Here is a 13,781-nt window from a genome sequence, read left to right as displayed (position 1 = left end):
TTACTCCTTTCCATCCATTCGATTGAGGCGATAATGTGCTTGCTTCGTGCTCTCTTCAACGCGCGTGACGCGCTCAGACAGCTGTTCATAGCGCTGGCCCTGCATCTTGATCTCCACTCGCATATCGTCCACCCCGCGCTTGATGTAGGCCATATCAGCCTGCAGCGCGGCGTCTTTGCTGGCTTCAGCCACTGTGTCCTGCTGGACTGAGCGTGACCTCGCCTTCCAGCCCAGCACAATACCGCTTACTGTCCCTGCTACAGCAATCCAGGGCAACATCGATTGCAGTTCCATTGTTTACTCCACTCCCCTCTGAGGGTATTAAGAAAGCCCCCAAGCATTGGAGGCTTTGCCACTAAATCAATAGACCAAACGCATATACATCTCGGTAACGATCCGTCGTGTTCGTGAACAGCACATATACAGCATCCGCGGGCTCCGGAAGCATAGCGATCCCATCGACAAAGTCGACGAAGGGCTCGCCGCTCTTCGCTCCTACAGCTACGACGACAGCTGGTTGCGCTTCAAGATAGAGCTGGATCGTGTCGGTCGCTTTCCCCAGCTGCAGCTTGACCGTTCTACAGCTGCCACCCGGATGCAGCGCCATGATCCCGTCACCCATGTTCGCTTTATGGCTCTGTAGCTCGTCGGCGAAGTGTTCTAGTGAGAAATCCTCATCATAGAAGACGAGATCCAACCCTTTATGAACCGCCTGGATACTTTCGATCTTCGCGGCTACTATCTCATCGTACGTGAACAGCGCCGGAGCTTCTTCGAACGTTACGTAGCTTGTTACTTGATGAGGTACCATAACGGGTGCTCGCTCTTCCCATTCGATCGGGATCTGAGCTGTCGTCGTTACGTTCTCGCCGTCCACAAGATACGTTGTCGTCCGCTCTTCCCAAGCAACAGGCTTCTGCCGCTCGGTCACCTCATCCCAAGCTTCCGCTCCAAGCTCGTCCACCGTAACGTTATCTTTATATAGCGGCTGCCCCAAGTCATTCGTCTTGGGGACCTCTCCGTCGATATACGTTACAGGCTTAGCGAGCCGGATTGCATATGGGAGCTGTACGACATATTCCCCTGGGCCTGCTGCAGGCCGATTAAGCCCTCGTAACGAATGGTCCTGTCGACTAAGTACTGCGTTCATTATCGCCATCGATCGCTACTCCCTTACTTTTTAATAAGCGGACGGCCTGGAAGTCGATAGTAACGAACTGTGGCCGAACCCCCTAAGCCTATGGTTGTTAATTCGCTCCTTCTGCGCAGGTCTAATCGAAGTAGAATCTCACCGTTATGCTCGACAAGTCGCGGCATAGCACTAAGGAACTCGGCCACTTTACTCGCCCAAGCAGGCAGACCATCTGCGAATAACATGGTCGCGATCCCGAAGGAATGCGGGGCATCAGCTGTCCAGTAGCGTAACACGCTGTTATTCGCGCTCTCATAGATGATGTTGGCCATGAGCGGCTGCGGGTCCACCTTGTAGTTGAGATCACTCTCGGGTCCTACAAGTCGCGTGATCGCATTCGCATACTGATTCAGCGCATCATAGTGCCGGTTCGTCCCTGCGGTCAGCACGATGCCCTGCACCCCTTGCAGCAGCTCCTTAATGCCCGTCAACGTGCTGGCATATTCCTGCGTCGGAACGTACTCCCCTATTACCACGATGCCGTTATCTTCGTCATTGCCTGGGAAGAGACTTTCAATCTCGCGGGTCTGACGTCGCACATACAATACCCCAGCGTTACCAGCATCGCGACGCGGGTTCTCAGGAACGAGGGTGTCGTAACCCGTTCTCGCGATGATCTCATATTCGACGGAAGCAGAATCTGTATATAAGGTCGAAGCTGTCACGCCATCAGATACAGGCGCATACGCGATGATGTATGTGAAGCCTGAATCCAGGATGTATGGATTGAGAGTACCCGCCGATATATTGCGTGTCACCGTTACAGGAGCTGAGTTAGAATTTGCCGCAGGATACTGCCATGCGCTGCCGTTCCATAGTGCAGTCTCTGCTCCGAATCCAGCAGGTCCAGATCCGTATCCGGTCCATTTGAATACTAGCTTCCCTACGTTGGCTCGCAGCCATGACGCCTTCTCGACGGTCGTGTATGCACCGGGTATCTTCCCGTATTTATCTTCGAAAATGCGCACCGCATCAAACCCGATCAACATTTGCGCTCGATCTCCGTTTACAGTGGTAGTCACCAGCTTAAGCGCGTTATCGATTTTCTTTATCGCATCGTAATCGGCTTGATTCAGTTCAGCACCGGGCGCAGATGGTGTAGCAAGAACAGCTCCGACATTGCTATATGCTCTGTTAGGGTTGGCTGCCGTGCTACCCGCCACTTTGCCTGCGAAGTCATCCGTCACAACGACGGTGCCTTTGATTAGCTTTTTGCCGTTTGCTTCACCTGCAAGGATGTTGGAATAGAGCTGGAACAATCCGCCCTGACCTGCAGGCATGTTAAGGCTGTATTCAATGATGAGCTCTTCCACGTCGAGGCCAGCGGGCAACGTACCAAGGGTGAACTCAGCTTCCGTTGTTCCAAGGCTCGTCCAAGTGCCAGGCACTGCCGTCGATACTCCTGCGATAATGGATCGTACTGAAGGGCTGGAAGTGCTCGCAGTCGTTTCGTAAATGTATCCACCCGTCCAAAGTGTCGTGCTAGTCGTCGCAGATGTGTTTACACTGAAAGTAACTTCATTTTTGCTAGTATCAATCGAAGCTACAGTATAGATGTTTCCGGAAACGGCGCCCGAATTGAAGACAACGTTAAAGCTATCACCAACAGCCATTGCGTTAACGGAATTCAAGGTTAAGACTACGGTTGTCGTTCCAGCCCCGCTAATGTAGCCGGTAATTCGCGCAGCTGCCGTATCTGCATCGATGATTCCACTAATGATCTCTCCTGCCAGTCCGCGGATCTTGATCCTGTCTCCAACTTCCCATACTGCAGTATTTACGCCTGTTCCCTTCGCTACCGTTACACCGCGCTCCTGTGTTTGATTTTGCACCTTCGCTACGGAGGAAGATTTCTGCGATGTCAATGCGTCACTGTTAATGCGACGCTGGTAGTTGAATGACGGCATGATGTCGGCGTAGCCCGCAATAAAGTCTGCGGGAAGTGTCGCGAATGTCGCCCCCCTGTCCACTGTACTCAGGGAAAGATCGCATATGATCCCGTTAAACGTATTGTTCCCGCCCGCATGGCTACTGCCAACGCGGAGCTTGGCGACATTGGCTAGGTTGACCGTGATGACTGCTGCAGCAACATGAACTCCATTAATATAGGTCGTGCAACTCCCGCTATTGAGTACGACTCTAAAATGATTCCAGTTATTCGGTTTCACAGCTCCCGTTAGAAGACTATGATAAAATTTATTGTCATACAGGAACGTCGTGAAAACTTGAGCGTTCGAAGCATCTAATAAAGTAACAATGTGCGAATAGGCATTCTCGTCTTCTTTACGGTAGTAATACCAGAAATCAATGGTCAGAATGTTTCCTGACAAAGTAAGTGGGTAATCCAAATACTTCGACTTGTCACCCTTGAAGCCGACGCCAGTTACTGAAGGATGAGCAGCTATCGTACTGAGTTGAGCCGGACCACCGATCTCTGCAACTGGGCTTCCATCATAAGAAGCATAGAATATATGATTCCCATCAATCGGGGTTTTCCGTACACCTACATAATTCTTCCGCATTATCTTACGTCGTTCGGGCTGAATAACGCCGCGCAGGTGCTGGTCCAATCCCTCTATAAGCAGCTGGCTGTACGAAGGCGCCGTAAGGTACGTCTTATGGCGAAGATCGGTGACGTCCCGTTCATCAATAATGTCAGCAAATAACCCGTCAGGGCGGTCTGCTTTCAGAACAAAAGGCAGGCCAAGACCTAAAGCACTAGCCCCCGATGTATTTTTCAACGTGACTGTTGTGGCCGAGTCAATGCTAATAACCTGCATCGTTAAGTTGGCAGCGTCACTACGCCCCAGAACATCACCGACCCTAAGCCCAGCCGTACTGGCTACCGTAACTTGCCGAATTTCATCCAGCGCGAAGTTCCCGCCTGGCGATGCCAATGTTGCAGAGTAGTAAGAGCGTGCGCCGTTGGGATTCGTTACACTGTACCCGCCTGAGTTTCTTCGCCGTACTTTGAACAGTGGAATGGCGTACACGTAACCGTCGTATGTTTTGTGCAATCCTTTAGACGCATCCGTTCCATCGCCTGCCACATAGATCCCTGCGTCTAGCGGGTGCACGGTATGAGCGAAAGTAGTGATTCTACGTTCGACTGGCAGGAACGTTTTGTCGAAGCCTGCAACCGGAGTGATCGGGGCCGTATTTCCGCCTTGTGGCATGATGTTCAAGTAATTGACCGAAACCCAGCCGTTCCACTCTCTAGAACAGAAACCATCCGCGTTGAAGCTGATGAAGTCTACACCAGCGATACATCGCATTCGTACCTTCCAGTCTTGTGCTGTTTGATCGCGCCACGCTTCCAAAAACACCAGATCGTCACGTTCGCCAGCAGCTGGCGGCGCGGGAAGAGTTACAAGGCTACATCCCAAGGGAGCTGCTGTATTGTTAAGTCCTCGAACCAGGATGATGTTACCGTTAATAATCGCGTGAAACGGCTGCAGAGCCAGCTGATTATTACGATCGGTGCCGCCAGATGGATGCGGTGCCTGAACTTGCCCCAGCTTGTCTGTTGCAGCTATGTTCCATCGGTATACGACAGGTTCCCAGTCCAGCACCCCGCTATGCGCCGCATGTGCCGCCAGCTCGCTGGATAACTGTACGCTGGCATCTTTCGCCAGCCCCTCAATCTTGTTAAGATTACCGGCACTCAGCGGAGTGCCCTGCTGGACGACATTGCCGCTGCCGTCGACGATATGGTCCTTAAAGTTAATTTTGGTATACTGCACGCAAGAGTAGCCTCCTTCATACCCGCTTCAGGGTGTACTTGAACGTAATGAGCAGCCCGTTCAGCGCGGGCTTGACGATGCTATCCGGCTGGTCGTCGAAGACGCCGCCCTCCTTATCGATCACCTTGAATTTCGTAATCGTGCCGCTGACGTTATCGTCCAGATAGAACTGCACGGTAATGACGTCACCGGCCTGGCTGATCGCATGGATCGGCATCGTCGTCTCAACACCGCCCTTCGTGTACGTCCCGTGAGAGATCATCCCTTGCAGCCAGTCTTTCATCTTTGCATGTGCTGCCGCTGTAATAGCCATCAGATTACTTCCCCCGTTCCTGCGTTAACTGTTCCCGTAGCCCTGTAAGCTTTGGTTACTACGCTGTAGGTCGCGCTGGCTTCCAGCGATCCCGTATAAGTGACTGCTTGATCGGCCGGATCGATCATCGGCGGTATCGCTACGCCGCTGCTCCCAGCATAAATAAGCCCCGTAATCGCATACGGCGCTTGCTGCTTCGTTACATATGCACTTTGGCTGGCCACAAGCGTTCCGTTATTGTACACCGGCGGAGTAGGCAAGTTTACGATGGTCGGTCCGCCGTATTTCGTGCCCGTGTATAGCGTCTGAGAGGCGAATGCTTGAAACGGATACATCAGGTCCGTATAGCTGCGTCTAACCTCAATCGTATTCTCGTCCTCCCAATAACCCTGCTTGACGATCTGCATGTTCGATGGAATCACCTTATCGACTTGCTGATAGAAGCTCGCGTTCGTGACGAACGATTCCTCAAAGTAAAAGGTCACGATAAGACTTTCCGCGTCAATCGCGACACGTGCAGGCTTGCCCGTATACGCCTCAGCGATGCCTTGCAGCGTCAAGGTGGAGAACGGAATTCGACTGCGCGACTTCGCCAGCAGACGGCTTCTGCGCAGCCCGAGCGTCTCGGCCTTAGGATCGGCACGAATACCGCTCATCAGCTCCCGTCTTAAGATCGCCGTTTCGCCCGAAGTTTCAATATACTGGTCATCGAGCAGCTGCTCCAGAGCGCCCCGCAGTACGTCTAGCTCGGCATTCTCCGTCTGGACCAGCTCTCGAAACTCTCGTATGTCGAGGTAATATTCGGGTAAATATGGCTGTAGGTTAACTGGCATACAGCGTCACCGTCCCGAGCTTAGGGATTCGATGACTGTCTAGCGTCACATTGGCCGATGACCCATTCAGCATCGTTCCCGATATATCAGCAATACCGAGCACAGTCAATATACGTGCCTCGATCTGGCTCGTCCGAACGACCAAGTATTCGGCATCCTCCCAGGATTGACGCAGCGCGAGCAGATACGCCTCGATCACGGCCCTCACATCGGCCTCTACCTGCCCGATGGTAACCCCCGTCGCTAAGGTCAGCGTGGTGGTGACGTTCACAACATGGTCTGCTGTACCTTCCACCGTCACGATATGCCCCATCGGAGCTAGCCCCAGCCCTTCACCCGGATTCGTAAGCGGGTCCACCTTCTGCTGCACAGTATCGATCAGTGATTGCGTCGGCGAGTTGTAGTCCGCGCCGATGATGATACACTTCACTGTTCCGCCGCCTGCCCACGCTCGAAGCACCTTCACACCGCCGACACCACTGATCGCGCCAATCTTCTGCCGGTAATCCGCGGCATTGCCTCCGAACGGCTGCTCCTGCAGCGCATCTACATATCGCTGCCTTAGCGATTCGTCAGACTCTTCATCTTCGCCAGGCACGAGGACGTCTGTCAGCTCCGCACGTACGAGGTCATCGATATATTCCACAGGCGTAAGTACACCGAATTGCTGGTTGCCGACCGTACCCGCGCTTTCGCATACCATGACGTATTCACCGACGGCCGCAAGTCGCTCTTCTGCAATATAATGAAGCTGACCAATGGCGAAGCGACTGCCCAGCGGAATGTCCAGCAGATTGTTCTGACTGTCGTAAAACAGCCCCTTGCGCTTAGCAAACGTAGCTGATTCCCTGTAAACGCCGCTTTCGCTGACACGCCGATCCAGATACTCGCCAGACGAAGTATCCGCGAACGAGAGCTTCAGTACGGTATCCAGCTCGATATATACCTGAGCGAGCTCGGCGGCCGCCGGCGCCAGCGCATCGTAGATGATGCTTCCTTCCCTCTTATCGACGTCGTCCGGGACACGGCCTAGCATTCGCTGCAAGATCGCTTCATACGTCTGATGCTCATACACCACCCTCCCCTCCTTTCGTCATCGTGAAGCTGCCATAGGTAGATATGACGGTGAACGTAACCGTCACCTCATCCCCATGCCCCATCAGCTCAATGTTCTCCACTGCGGAAATCCGATCATCCTGCAGCAACGCCTCCCGGAGCTGGCGCATAAGCTCGGAGCGGAATAATCCAGGGTCAGCTCCTACTAGGCCCGCATGCAGCTCATGGCCATAATTCGTGCTGTAGATCGCATGTGCATACCGATCGGTGTTCAAAATCTTGAACACCGCCTGCCGGACCGCCTCAAGGTGGTCGATCATTCCGGAGATGCGTCCGGATTCGAAGTCAAGTGCATACGTCCGGCTCGGTCGGGCTGCCGGGTCTGCGAGCGGTAACTGCGCAAGTGTGCCTCCTTGGGGAATCATCCGCTCGTCACCACCCGGTCTATGACGACGTACGGCTGGCCACCTTGCGCGCGCAGCAGAAGAACCTGATCTCCCAACTTCATGCCGCGTCGAATGACTAGCTTCTCCTTGAGCGCTTCCGCTGTTGTGCTCGAGGTGCTCCCATTGCCAGTCTGATCGACATAAGTGTGTGTATGCTGCAGCTCGACCTCGTATGGCGTCAGATGCTCAAGCACGAGAAGGAACTCTTCCGTCAGTGTGAATCGCTGATCGACCGTAATCTCTAGCGGCTTCTCGTTAGTCACGGTGCCAAGGACCAGGGCAACCGGATTGCCTGCCTCTACCCCAGCTTTACTTGCCTGCTTAATGACATCTAGCAGCATCAAATCACCTTCAATTCGAGTGTCATCGTATGATCAGCTCCTTCGAACAGATGCGTACATTCATCGACCAGGAAATACTGATGAATTCCCCGCTCCTCGATCATGATCGGGACCATGCAGCCTGCGCGAATCGAGATATCCCCGATCGCTTCCACGCGCAGCGACTTGCGCTCACGGTTCTTAAGCTGTAGCAGATTATCCAGCAGCTCCTTCAACTGCGCATCGGTGTATCCATCATCGACCTTCTGATAAAACTGCAAGCGACCCCACTTCGCGATCGTCGCGCTGTCCTGGGCGATGTATACCTCGCGCTTCTTCGTCTCCTTGTTGTCGCGAACGAGCTTGATGCGGTTGTACGTCTCACTATCGATCGACGTTGTGTAGTCATAATCGTGCATGAGGCTGCCATCACCAACCGCAACATCAACACGCAGGTTCAGTACGTCCCGCAGCATCAGCGATCCGGACTGGTCATAGAAGACGTAGTGCTTGCCCGTGGCCATGAGAGTCCGATCGAGCGCTGTGCAGATGATGTCGAGCAGCTTCTTGCCGTCCTCTACCATCGTCGGGATTCGATACACGGTGTCGGCTAGCTCTCCCAGCTTCAAGCTGAAGTCTCCTGCGATCCGCCGAATGACCTCCGTGGCCGTCACGTTCTTGAACACATAGGTATCGCTCGCAAGAAGATACCGCAGCTGGTCGTAAGCGGTCAGCTGCACGATATCCGTCTTCCCACCGCTTATGGTGAACAAATAACCATAGAACACGTTCCGGTCCCCGAGACGGATCCGAATGATGTCGCCAGGCCCGTATTGAAACGACTTGGATTCATACAGACCGCCCTTCACGAAGCTGATCGTCGCGTTCGAGGCTTTGCCGATCCGTGATGACTTCCACGTCACTTTACTCACGATCGAGGAGATGTCCCACACGTTCCCATTCTTGTTATCGATAAGTACCTCAAGCATACCCTTTCCCCTCCGGCATCCGGAGCTCCATTCCGACGGGTAAAGCTCGCATCTGCGCATCTGTAATTCCATTCAAGGACTGTAGCTCCTTGAATCTGGCGCCGTCCCCGAGCAGCTTCTTGGCGATGAGCCACAGCGTATCGCCGTCGGCGATCGTGTACGTCTTCGGCGGTACTCGCTCGCTGGGACGAGACGGTGCTTCGGCGACGAGCTGCGGAGCGCCCTGTCCCGTCGCGGCCACCGAAACACGCTTCGCGGCGAAGAAGACGTACTTCTTCAGATGTAGCGTGTATTCAATATCCCCCGGACTACCGGCCGCCTCCTTCCATTCGAATCGCTCGATGCTTACGGGTAAGTTCAAATCGAACGATGAGCCGGTGAAAACGAACCGGATCGGCATGCGCGTCCGCATCCATTTGCGGATCAAGTCCACATAGTACATCGGCTCTGCGAGTAGGTTGCCCACGACGAACGGATACTGCTGCGCGGGGAATTCGCTTGAGAAGCCGATCTCTGTCAGCTTCGGATCCTTGATGACCGAGATCTCACCGCCAGACACCGCATATGTCTTGTTATCCCCACCGCTGTCCTTCATCTCGAGGGATTCCGGGTTGACCGGGATCCGGAACCCCTCCTCCTGGTTGTTCCAGCTCAAGTAGATGCCGTATTCACTCACAGCCCATACACCCCTTCCGCAGAAGACGCGATCTGTTCGACGAGCCGCTGCTCGATGCGGTCGACGATCTCATCAATGTCGGAATCCATACGAATGTCTCCGGTCTGTACTTGCACCGTCGGTGTCAGCGTAACGAAGTTCTGGATCGACTTCATCTCGGCCAGATCCCGCATCACCTTCAGATCTTCGCTGGAGATGTCGACAGCGTCGCCGATTTTACCGACTTCATGGACCCGATTAATATTCAGATCCTGATTCCACTTATCGAGCACGCTCATGTCTGCACCGGGCAGCTCGAAGGAGAGACCGTTCACGAAGTCTGCTCCTGCCTTGTACCCGACATCGAAGGACGACTTCAGGTTCATATGCTCCATACGAGGAATGGATACGACCGCTTCCGTGCTTACCGGCTTCTGAAGCTGATCGAGCATCTTCTTCATCCCATCGCTGACGACGTGGATGTTGTTCTCGTCAAGGAGCTTCGCGGTTCCGATCTCCGTACCGAACATGCTGTTCACTTTTTCAACGAGCCAGTTGAAGCCCTCTAGTACCTTGTTGATCCCCTTCAGAATGACCTTCATGAAGTCTCCCGCGAAGTCTTCAGCGCTCCGCTGCATGTTATACATGTAACCGCCGAACGTCTGCATCAGGTCATAGAACAGCTTCTGCACCGCATACGTCGGATCGATGAACAGATTGATCAGAAACTCGGCAAAGCTCGAGAACACGTTCCAGATCAACGCGACCTGGTTCCAGATCGTTGCCCCGAGCGTCGTGAACAGCCCTGCTATAAAGCCGACAATCTGATCAGCCGTCACGCCGCAACGCAGCAGCACGTAGATGAGTATCCCGATGGCGGCGGCGATGAGCATGATCGGCCAGTTAATGGCCATCCATGCAGCTGCCTGTGCGAGCAGTGGAGGTACTTGCGCCCACAGGAGCGGTATCATCGCCCATAGCTTGGCTATGATCTGCATCGTCAACAGCGCACCGATGCCTGTCACAACGCCGGCAATGATCGGCCAGTGCCGCTGCACGACGTCGGCAAACCACATGGCCCCTTGTACGACTTGAGTCAGGACGATGGCGATGAACCGCAGACCGACGCTGAGCGCATCGAGGAACGGCTTGAACCTTCCCTCCTGGAAGGCCGTATTCAGCAGCTTAATGAGCGGCAGCAGCGCGGCGACCGCTCCTTGTCCGGCATCCGCGAAGGCAGACTTCATGTTGTTCTTCAGAATCTCCGTCTGCTTGGCCGGACTTGCGAGCATCTTCTCGAACGCGGCCTGTCCCATCTTCTGCTTCTCGAGGAGCTTATCGAACGCTTTGATAAAGCCGTCGATGTCGCCTTCTTTGCCAAGCTCATCGATCTTGAAGGCGCGAATGTCGTTCTTCGACATGTTGAAGCGCTCGGCCAGCGACACGATATCGCCGCTCATCGCTTCCTTGATAGAGAAGTTCGCTCCGTCGAGGCCGTTCCCGGCGCTGTCGAACGCATTGAGACGCTGGGCGAGGTTGTTCAGCTTCGTGAGCTGGCTCGTATCCTGCGTCATCGAGAAGAAGGACAGCGTCCCTTGCAGCGACTCCTTGACGTCCATACCCGCCTTCAGAGCCTCGCTCTTGAACTTCTGGAACATGGCTGCGCCAACCGCGTCATCGCCGGTTCGTGCCTTGAACATGTCCATCATTTGCTGTTGCTGCATCGCGCCGTTGATGGTCAGATCCGTTAACTTCTGAGCCGTATGCAGACTGAGGTAAGCTGAGGCTAGATCCCGAATTGTGCGACTCAGCTCACCGGCCTCACGACCGCCTTCCTCGATACGGCTATTCAGCCGCTCCTGCAGACCGATTATTTGCTGCTCAAGCGATGCAATACGCTGCAGCGCCGCCTGAAGCTGGGCAGCACCGTCCGATGGCACTTGTATGCGCCTTGCGATATGGACGAGCTGCAGCATCAGTCGCTGCAGATGACGAAACGTATTCGTCACGGATGAAGGCAGCTGCAGCTCGATGCGAGCCTGCAAGTTACCGATCTCCCCAAGGATTTGCCCCCGCATGTGCCGAGCCTGTGCAACCGCGTGAGGAATATCAAGCATCACACGAACCGCTCCTGATGCGATACCCGAGCTGATCCTTCGTTGAATGTCGGCTAATCGTCGGGACACGTCGTCCGCATCGATGAGCACGCGAAGGACACTCGTTCCCCCGGCCCTCGCTCCTGCTGCCAGCTGCTGACGCATCTGCTCCAGCTGACGCGTCGCCTCGGATGCGTCAACTCTCACTTGGATCGCAGGCACTTCGAGCCTCGTATCCAGCGCCTGCCGCAGCTGGCTCGCCTGAGCCAAGGCTTGCGTCGAGTCAAGCGAGAGCTGTACCGCCATATCTGTCAAGGAGCTTCGCAATTGCCGCTGGACCTCGCTCAGACTGCGAGACATATCCGCTGTATCTAGTATGATGTGCAAGGCGCTGCTCTCGCCTGACGACATGACGCGAGCTCGCAGCTGCTCCAGCTCCGAATATACCTCCCGAGCATCCATCGTAAGCGTCAGCACAGCCGGATTAGACTGTACCCGCGTCCGCAACGTGGATAACGAGGCGTCGACATGCGCAATGTCCAGTTGCATCGAGATCGGAGCTTGGATCGAATCCATGTGCCGCAGCACATCTAGCATCTGCTCGCGCATCGTCGGAGCGTTCAGTTTGACTGGCACGTCGATCTCGCTCATGGCGCCCGCAATCTGATTGCGCGTGAGCGGCGCGGCTTGAATGGCCGACGTCGCATCCAGTGCCACCTGTACAGCCGTGTCCCCGAGCTCAGCGCGTATACGGTTCTGGATGCCGGCGAGCTCCCGGGCGACACCATCGCTGTCGATCACGATCTGAATCGCCGATTGTCCGCCCATCGACGCGGCGCGCTGCCGCACCTGCTCCATCTCAGTGACCATACTAGCGGTGTCAAGGTCTATCGTGATGCGTGATTGTAACGTATGCTTCAAGCGCTCCGCCACCTGCAAGGTCGACTGCATCGACTGCTGCGCCCGATTCATCGTGTTCGAGAAGTGATCGAATAGCTTTAGGCTGGCGCTAATCGTTTCCATGTTACGTCAGCTCCCTTTTGGCCCGCTTTTCGCTTTCCACCGCGACTTGAATGGAAGCAAAGACGAAAGCCCTCTCGCGCTTCGGGAGGGCCAATATTTCGCCAGGCAGCTTCTTCAGCCTGTGGAGGGCATAATGCAGCAGGTTCGCCACCGAATCCGGTTCTATGCGTTGTCCTTCTGCGTCATATCCTCCGTTGAGCAGTTTTTTGCTTCATCCACCAGCTCATTCATATCGGTATCGAAGCCGTTGATTTCCTGGATCTTCATGATCAAGGTCGTATATTCGCCCGACAGAAGCATCTTCTTCAGCAGCGCCTCCGCTCCCATCACGCCGTACGATTTTTGCAGGCTCTCATCCTTCAGATTCGGGAACACGACGCTGGCCACAACGAGCTTCGCCATGTACTCATTCTGATTCGTCTCCTGTGTCACGATCCCGTTCTTGCCCCGCTCGCGCTTCGTCGCGGCTTTGCGAATCGTCTCGTTCTCGTCCTCGGTCATGCAACGAAGAATCCAAGGAACGGGCTTGCCGTCCTTGCCCTTGAAGCGATCGGAGACCATGTACTCCACGTTCGTTTCAATCGGGGCATTCTGAGCAAAAAATACGCTAATATCTGACATCGTTATTCATCCTCCTCGAGATGGGGTTTATCCTAAGATCGGCTTGCCGAATTGATCAAGAATGTCTGCGTCCTCGAACGTGAACGGGATCTCTTCCTCAAGCGCATCGGAGTCTACATCGACGAGCGCAAGGACGACTTCATCCAGGTTAATGTTCTTGATGATCGTCGTCTGCTTGCCGATCGTCGAGGTCGGGTCCTCGTTCACAACCTGCAGGTCGAAGTACGTGTCCTTCCCGGTCTTCATGTACTGCAGCATGAGCTGGCGGAACTTCGAGGTCACGTAGTAGATCGTCATCGTGCCTGACCCTTCCCATCCGGCAGCCTTCTGCTGCGCCCCCCGCTTGCCGAGCGTCTTGATCGCTTTCTTTACCTTCTTAGCCTTGGCTTCGATCTTCTTCGCATAGAACATTTCCTCGACCTGTCCGTCAATTGTCGCGTACGCGCGCGCTTCCTGACCGCTGATCGTGTCACTAGCTTTTAAGAACATCGGGT

Annotated in this window: 13 protein-coding genes; all 13 read right to left on the bottom strand. The window is 54.6% G+C overall.

Features of this window, described 5'->3' with window-relative positions:
* On the bottom strand, positions 1-294 hold the full coding sequence (locus PAE68_RS07730) for a hypothetical protein (protein WP_281885708.1): 294 nt from the start codon (positions 292-294) through the stop codon (positions 1-3).
* A gap of 61 nt (positions 295-355) precedes the next feature.
* On the bottom strand, positions 356-1,159 hold the full coding sequence (locus PAE68_RS07725) for a hypothetical protein (protein ID WP_281885706.1): 804 nt from the start codon (positions 1,157-1,159) through the stop codon (positions 356-358).
* 14 nt (positions 1,160-1,173) lie between these two features.
* Complete coding sequence (locus PAE68_RS07720) at positions 1,174-4,935, bottom strand: LamG-like jellyroll fold domain-containing protein (RefSeq protein WP_281885704.1); 3,762 nt, start codon at positions 4,933-4,935, stop codon at positions 1,174-1,176.
* 16 nt (positions 4,936-4,951) lie between these two features.
* Positions 4,952-5,248 (bottom strand): hypothetical protein, encoded by a 297-nt coding sequence (locus tag PAE68_RS07715; RefSeq protein WP_281885703.1) that lies wholly within the window; start codon positions 5,246-5,248, stop codon positions 4,952-4,954.
* Positions 5,248-6,081, bottom strand: coding sequence for a putative phage tail protein (locus tag PAE68_RS07710; RefSeq protein WP_281885700.1), 834 nt, complete (start codon positions 6,079-6,081; stop codon positions 5,248-5,250). Before PAE68_RS07710 ends, PAE68_RS07715 begins: the two co-directional genes overlap by 1 nt.
* On the bottom strand, positions 6,071-7,156 hold the full coding sequence (locus PAE68_RS07705; protein WP_281885698.1) for a baseplate J/gp47 family protein: 1,086 nt from the start codon (positions 7,154-7,156) through the stop codon (positions 6,071-6,073). The genes PAE68_RS07710 and PAE68_RS07705 overlap by 11 nt, the downstream gene beginning before the upstream one ends.
* Entirely contained in the window at positions 7,149-7,562 is a 414-nt protein-coding gene (locus tag PAE68_RS07700; RefSeq protein ID WP_281885696.1) for a DUF2634 domain-containing protein, read from the bottom strand. Before PAE68_RS07700 ends, PAE68_RS07705 begins: the two co-directional genes overlap by 8 nt.
* On the bottom strand, positions 7,559-7,924 hold the full coding sequence (locus PAE68_RS07695; protein WP_281885694.1) for a DUF2577 domain-containing protein: 366 nt from the start codon (positions 7,922-7,924) through the stop codon (positions 7,559-7,561). Before PAE68_RS07695 ends, PAE68_RS07700 begins: the two co-directional genes overlap by 4 nt.
* Positions 7,924-8,892: an XkdQ/YqbQ family protein gene (locus PAE68_RS07690; protein WP_281885692.1), complete on the bottom strand. Its 969-nt coding sequence runs from the start codon at positions 8,890-8,892 to the stop codon at positions 7,924-7,926. Before PAE68_RS07690 ends, PAE68_RS07695 begins: the two co-directional genes overlap by 1 nt.
* Positions 8,885-9,568: a LysM peptidoglycan-binding domain-containing protein gene (locus PAE68_RS07685; protein WP_281885690.1), complete on the bottom strand. Its 684-nt coding sequence runs from the start codon at positions 9,566-9,568 to the stop codon at positions 8,885-8,887. Before PAE68_RS07685 ends, PAE68_RS07690 begins: the two co-directional genes overlap by 8 nt.
* Positions 9,565-12,666, bottom strand: coding sequence for a phage tail family protein (locus tag PAE68_RS07680; protein WP_281885688.1), 3,102 nt, complete (start codon positions 12,664-12,666; stop codon positions 9,565-9,567). The genes PAE68_RS07685 and PAE68_RS07680 overlap by 4 nt, the downstream gene beginning before the upstream one ends.
* Positions 12,667-12,828: 162 nt before the next feature.
* Positions 12,829-13,287: a phage tail assembly chaperone gene (locus PAE68_RS07675; protein ID WP_281885686.1), complete on the bottom strand. Its 459-nt coding sequence runs from the start codon at positions 13,285-13,287 to the stop codon at positions 12,829-12,831.
* A 27-nt stretch (positions 13,288-13,314) separates the two neighbouring features.
* Positions 13,315-13,776, bottom strand: coding sequence for a phage tail tube protein (locus tag PAE68_RS07670; RefSeq protein ID WP_281885684.1), 462 nt, complete (start codon positions 13,774-13,776; stop codon positions 13,315-13,317).
* Between the last annotated feature and the right edge of the window lie 5 nt (positions 13,777-13,781).

The sequence above is a fragment of the Paenibacillus sp. YYML68 genome (assembly GCF_027923405.1).
In the GTDB taxonomy this organism is placed as follows: Bacteria; Bacillota; Bacilli; order Paenibacillales; family NBRC-103111; genus Paenibacillus_G.
The sequence above is the reverse complement of the archived record's forward strand: the minus strand, read 5'-3'. Positions and strand labels throughout refer to the sequence as shown.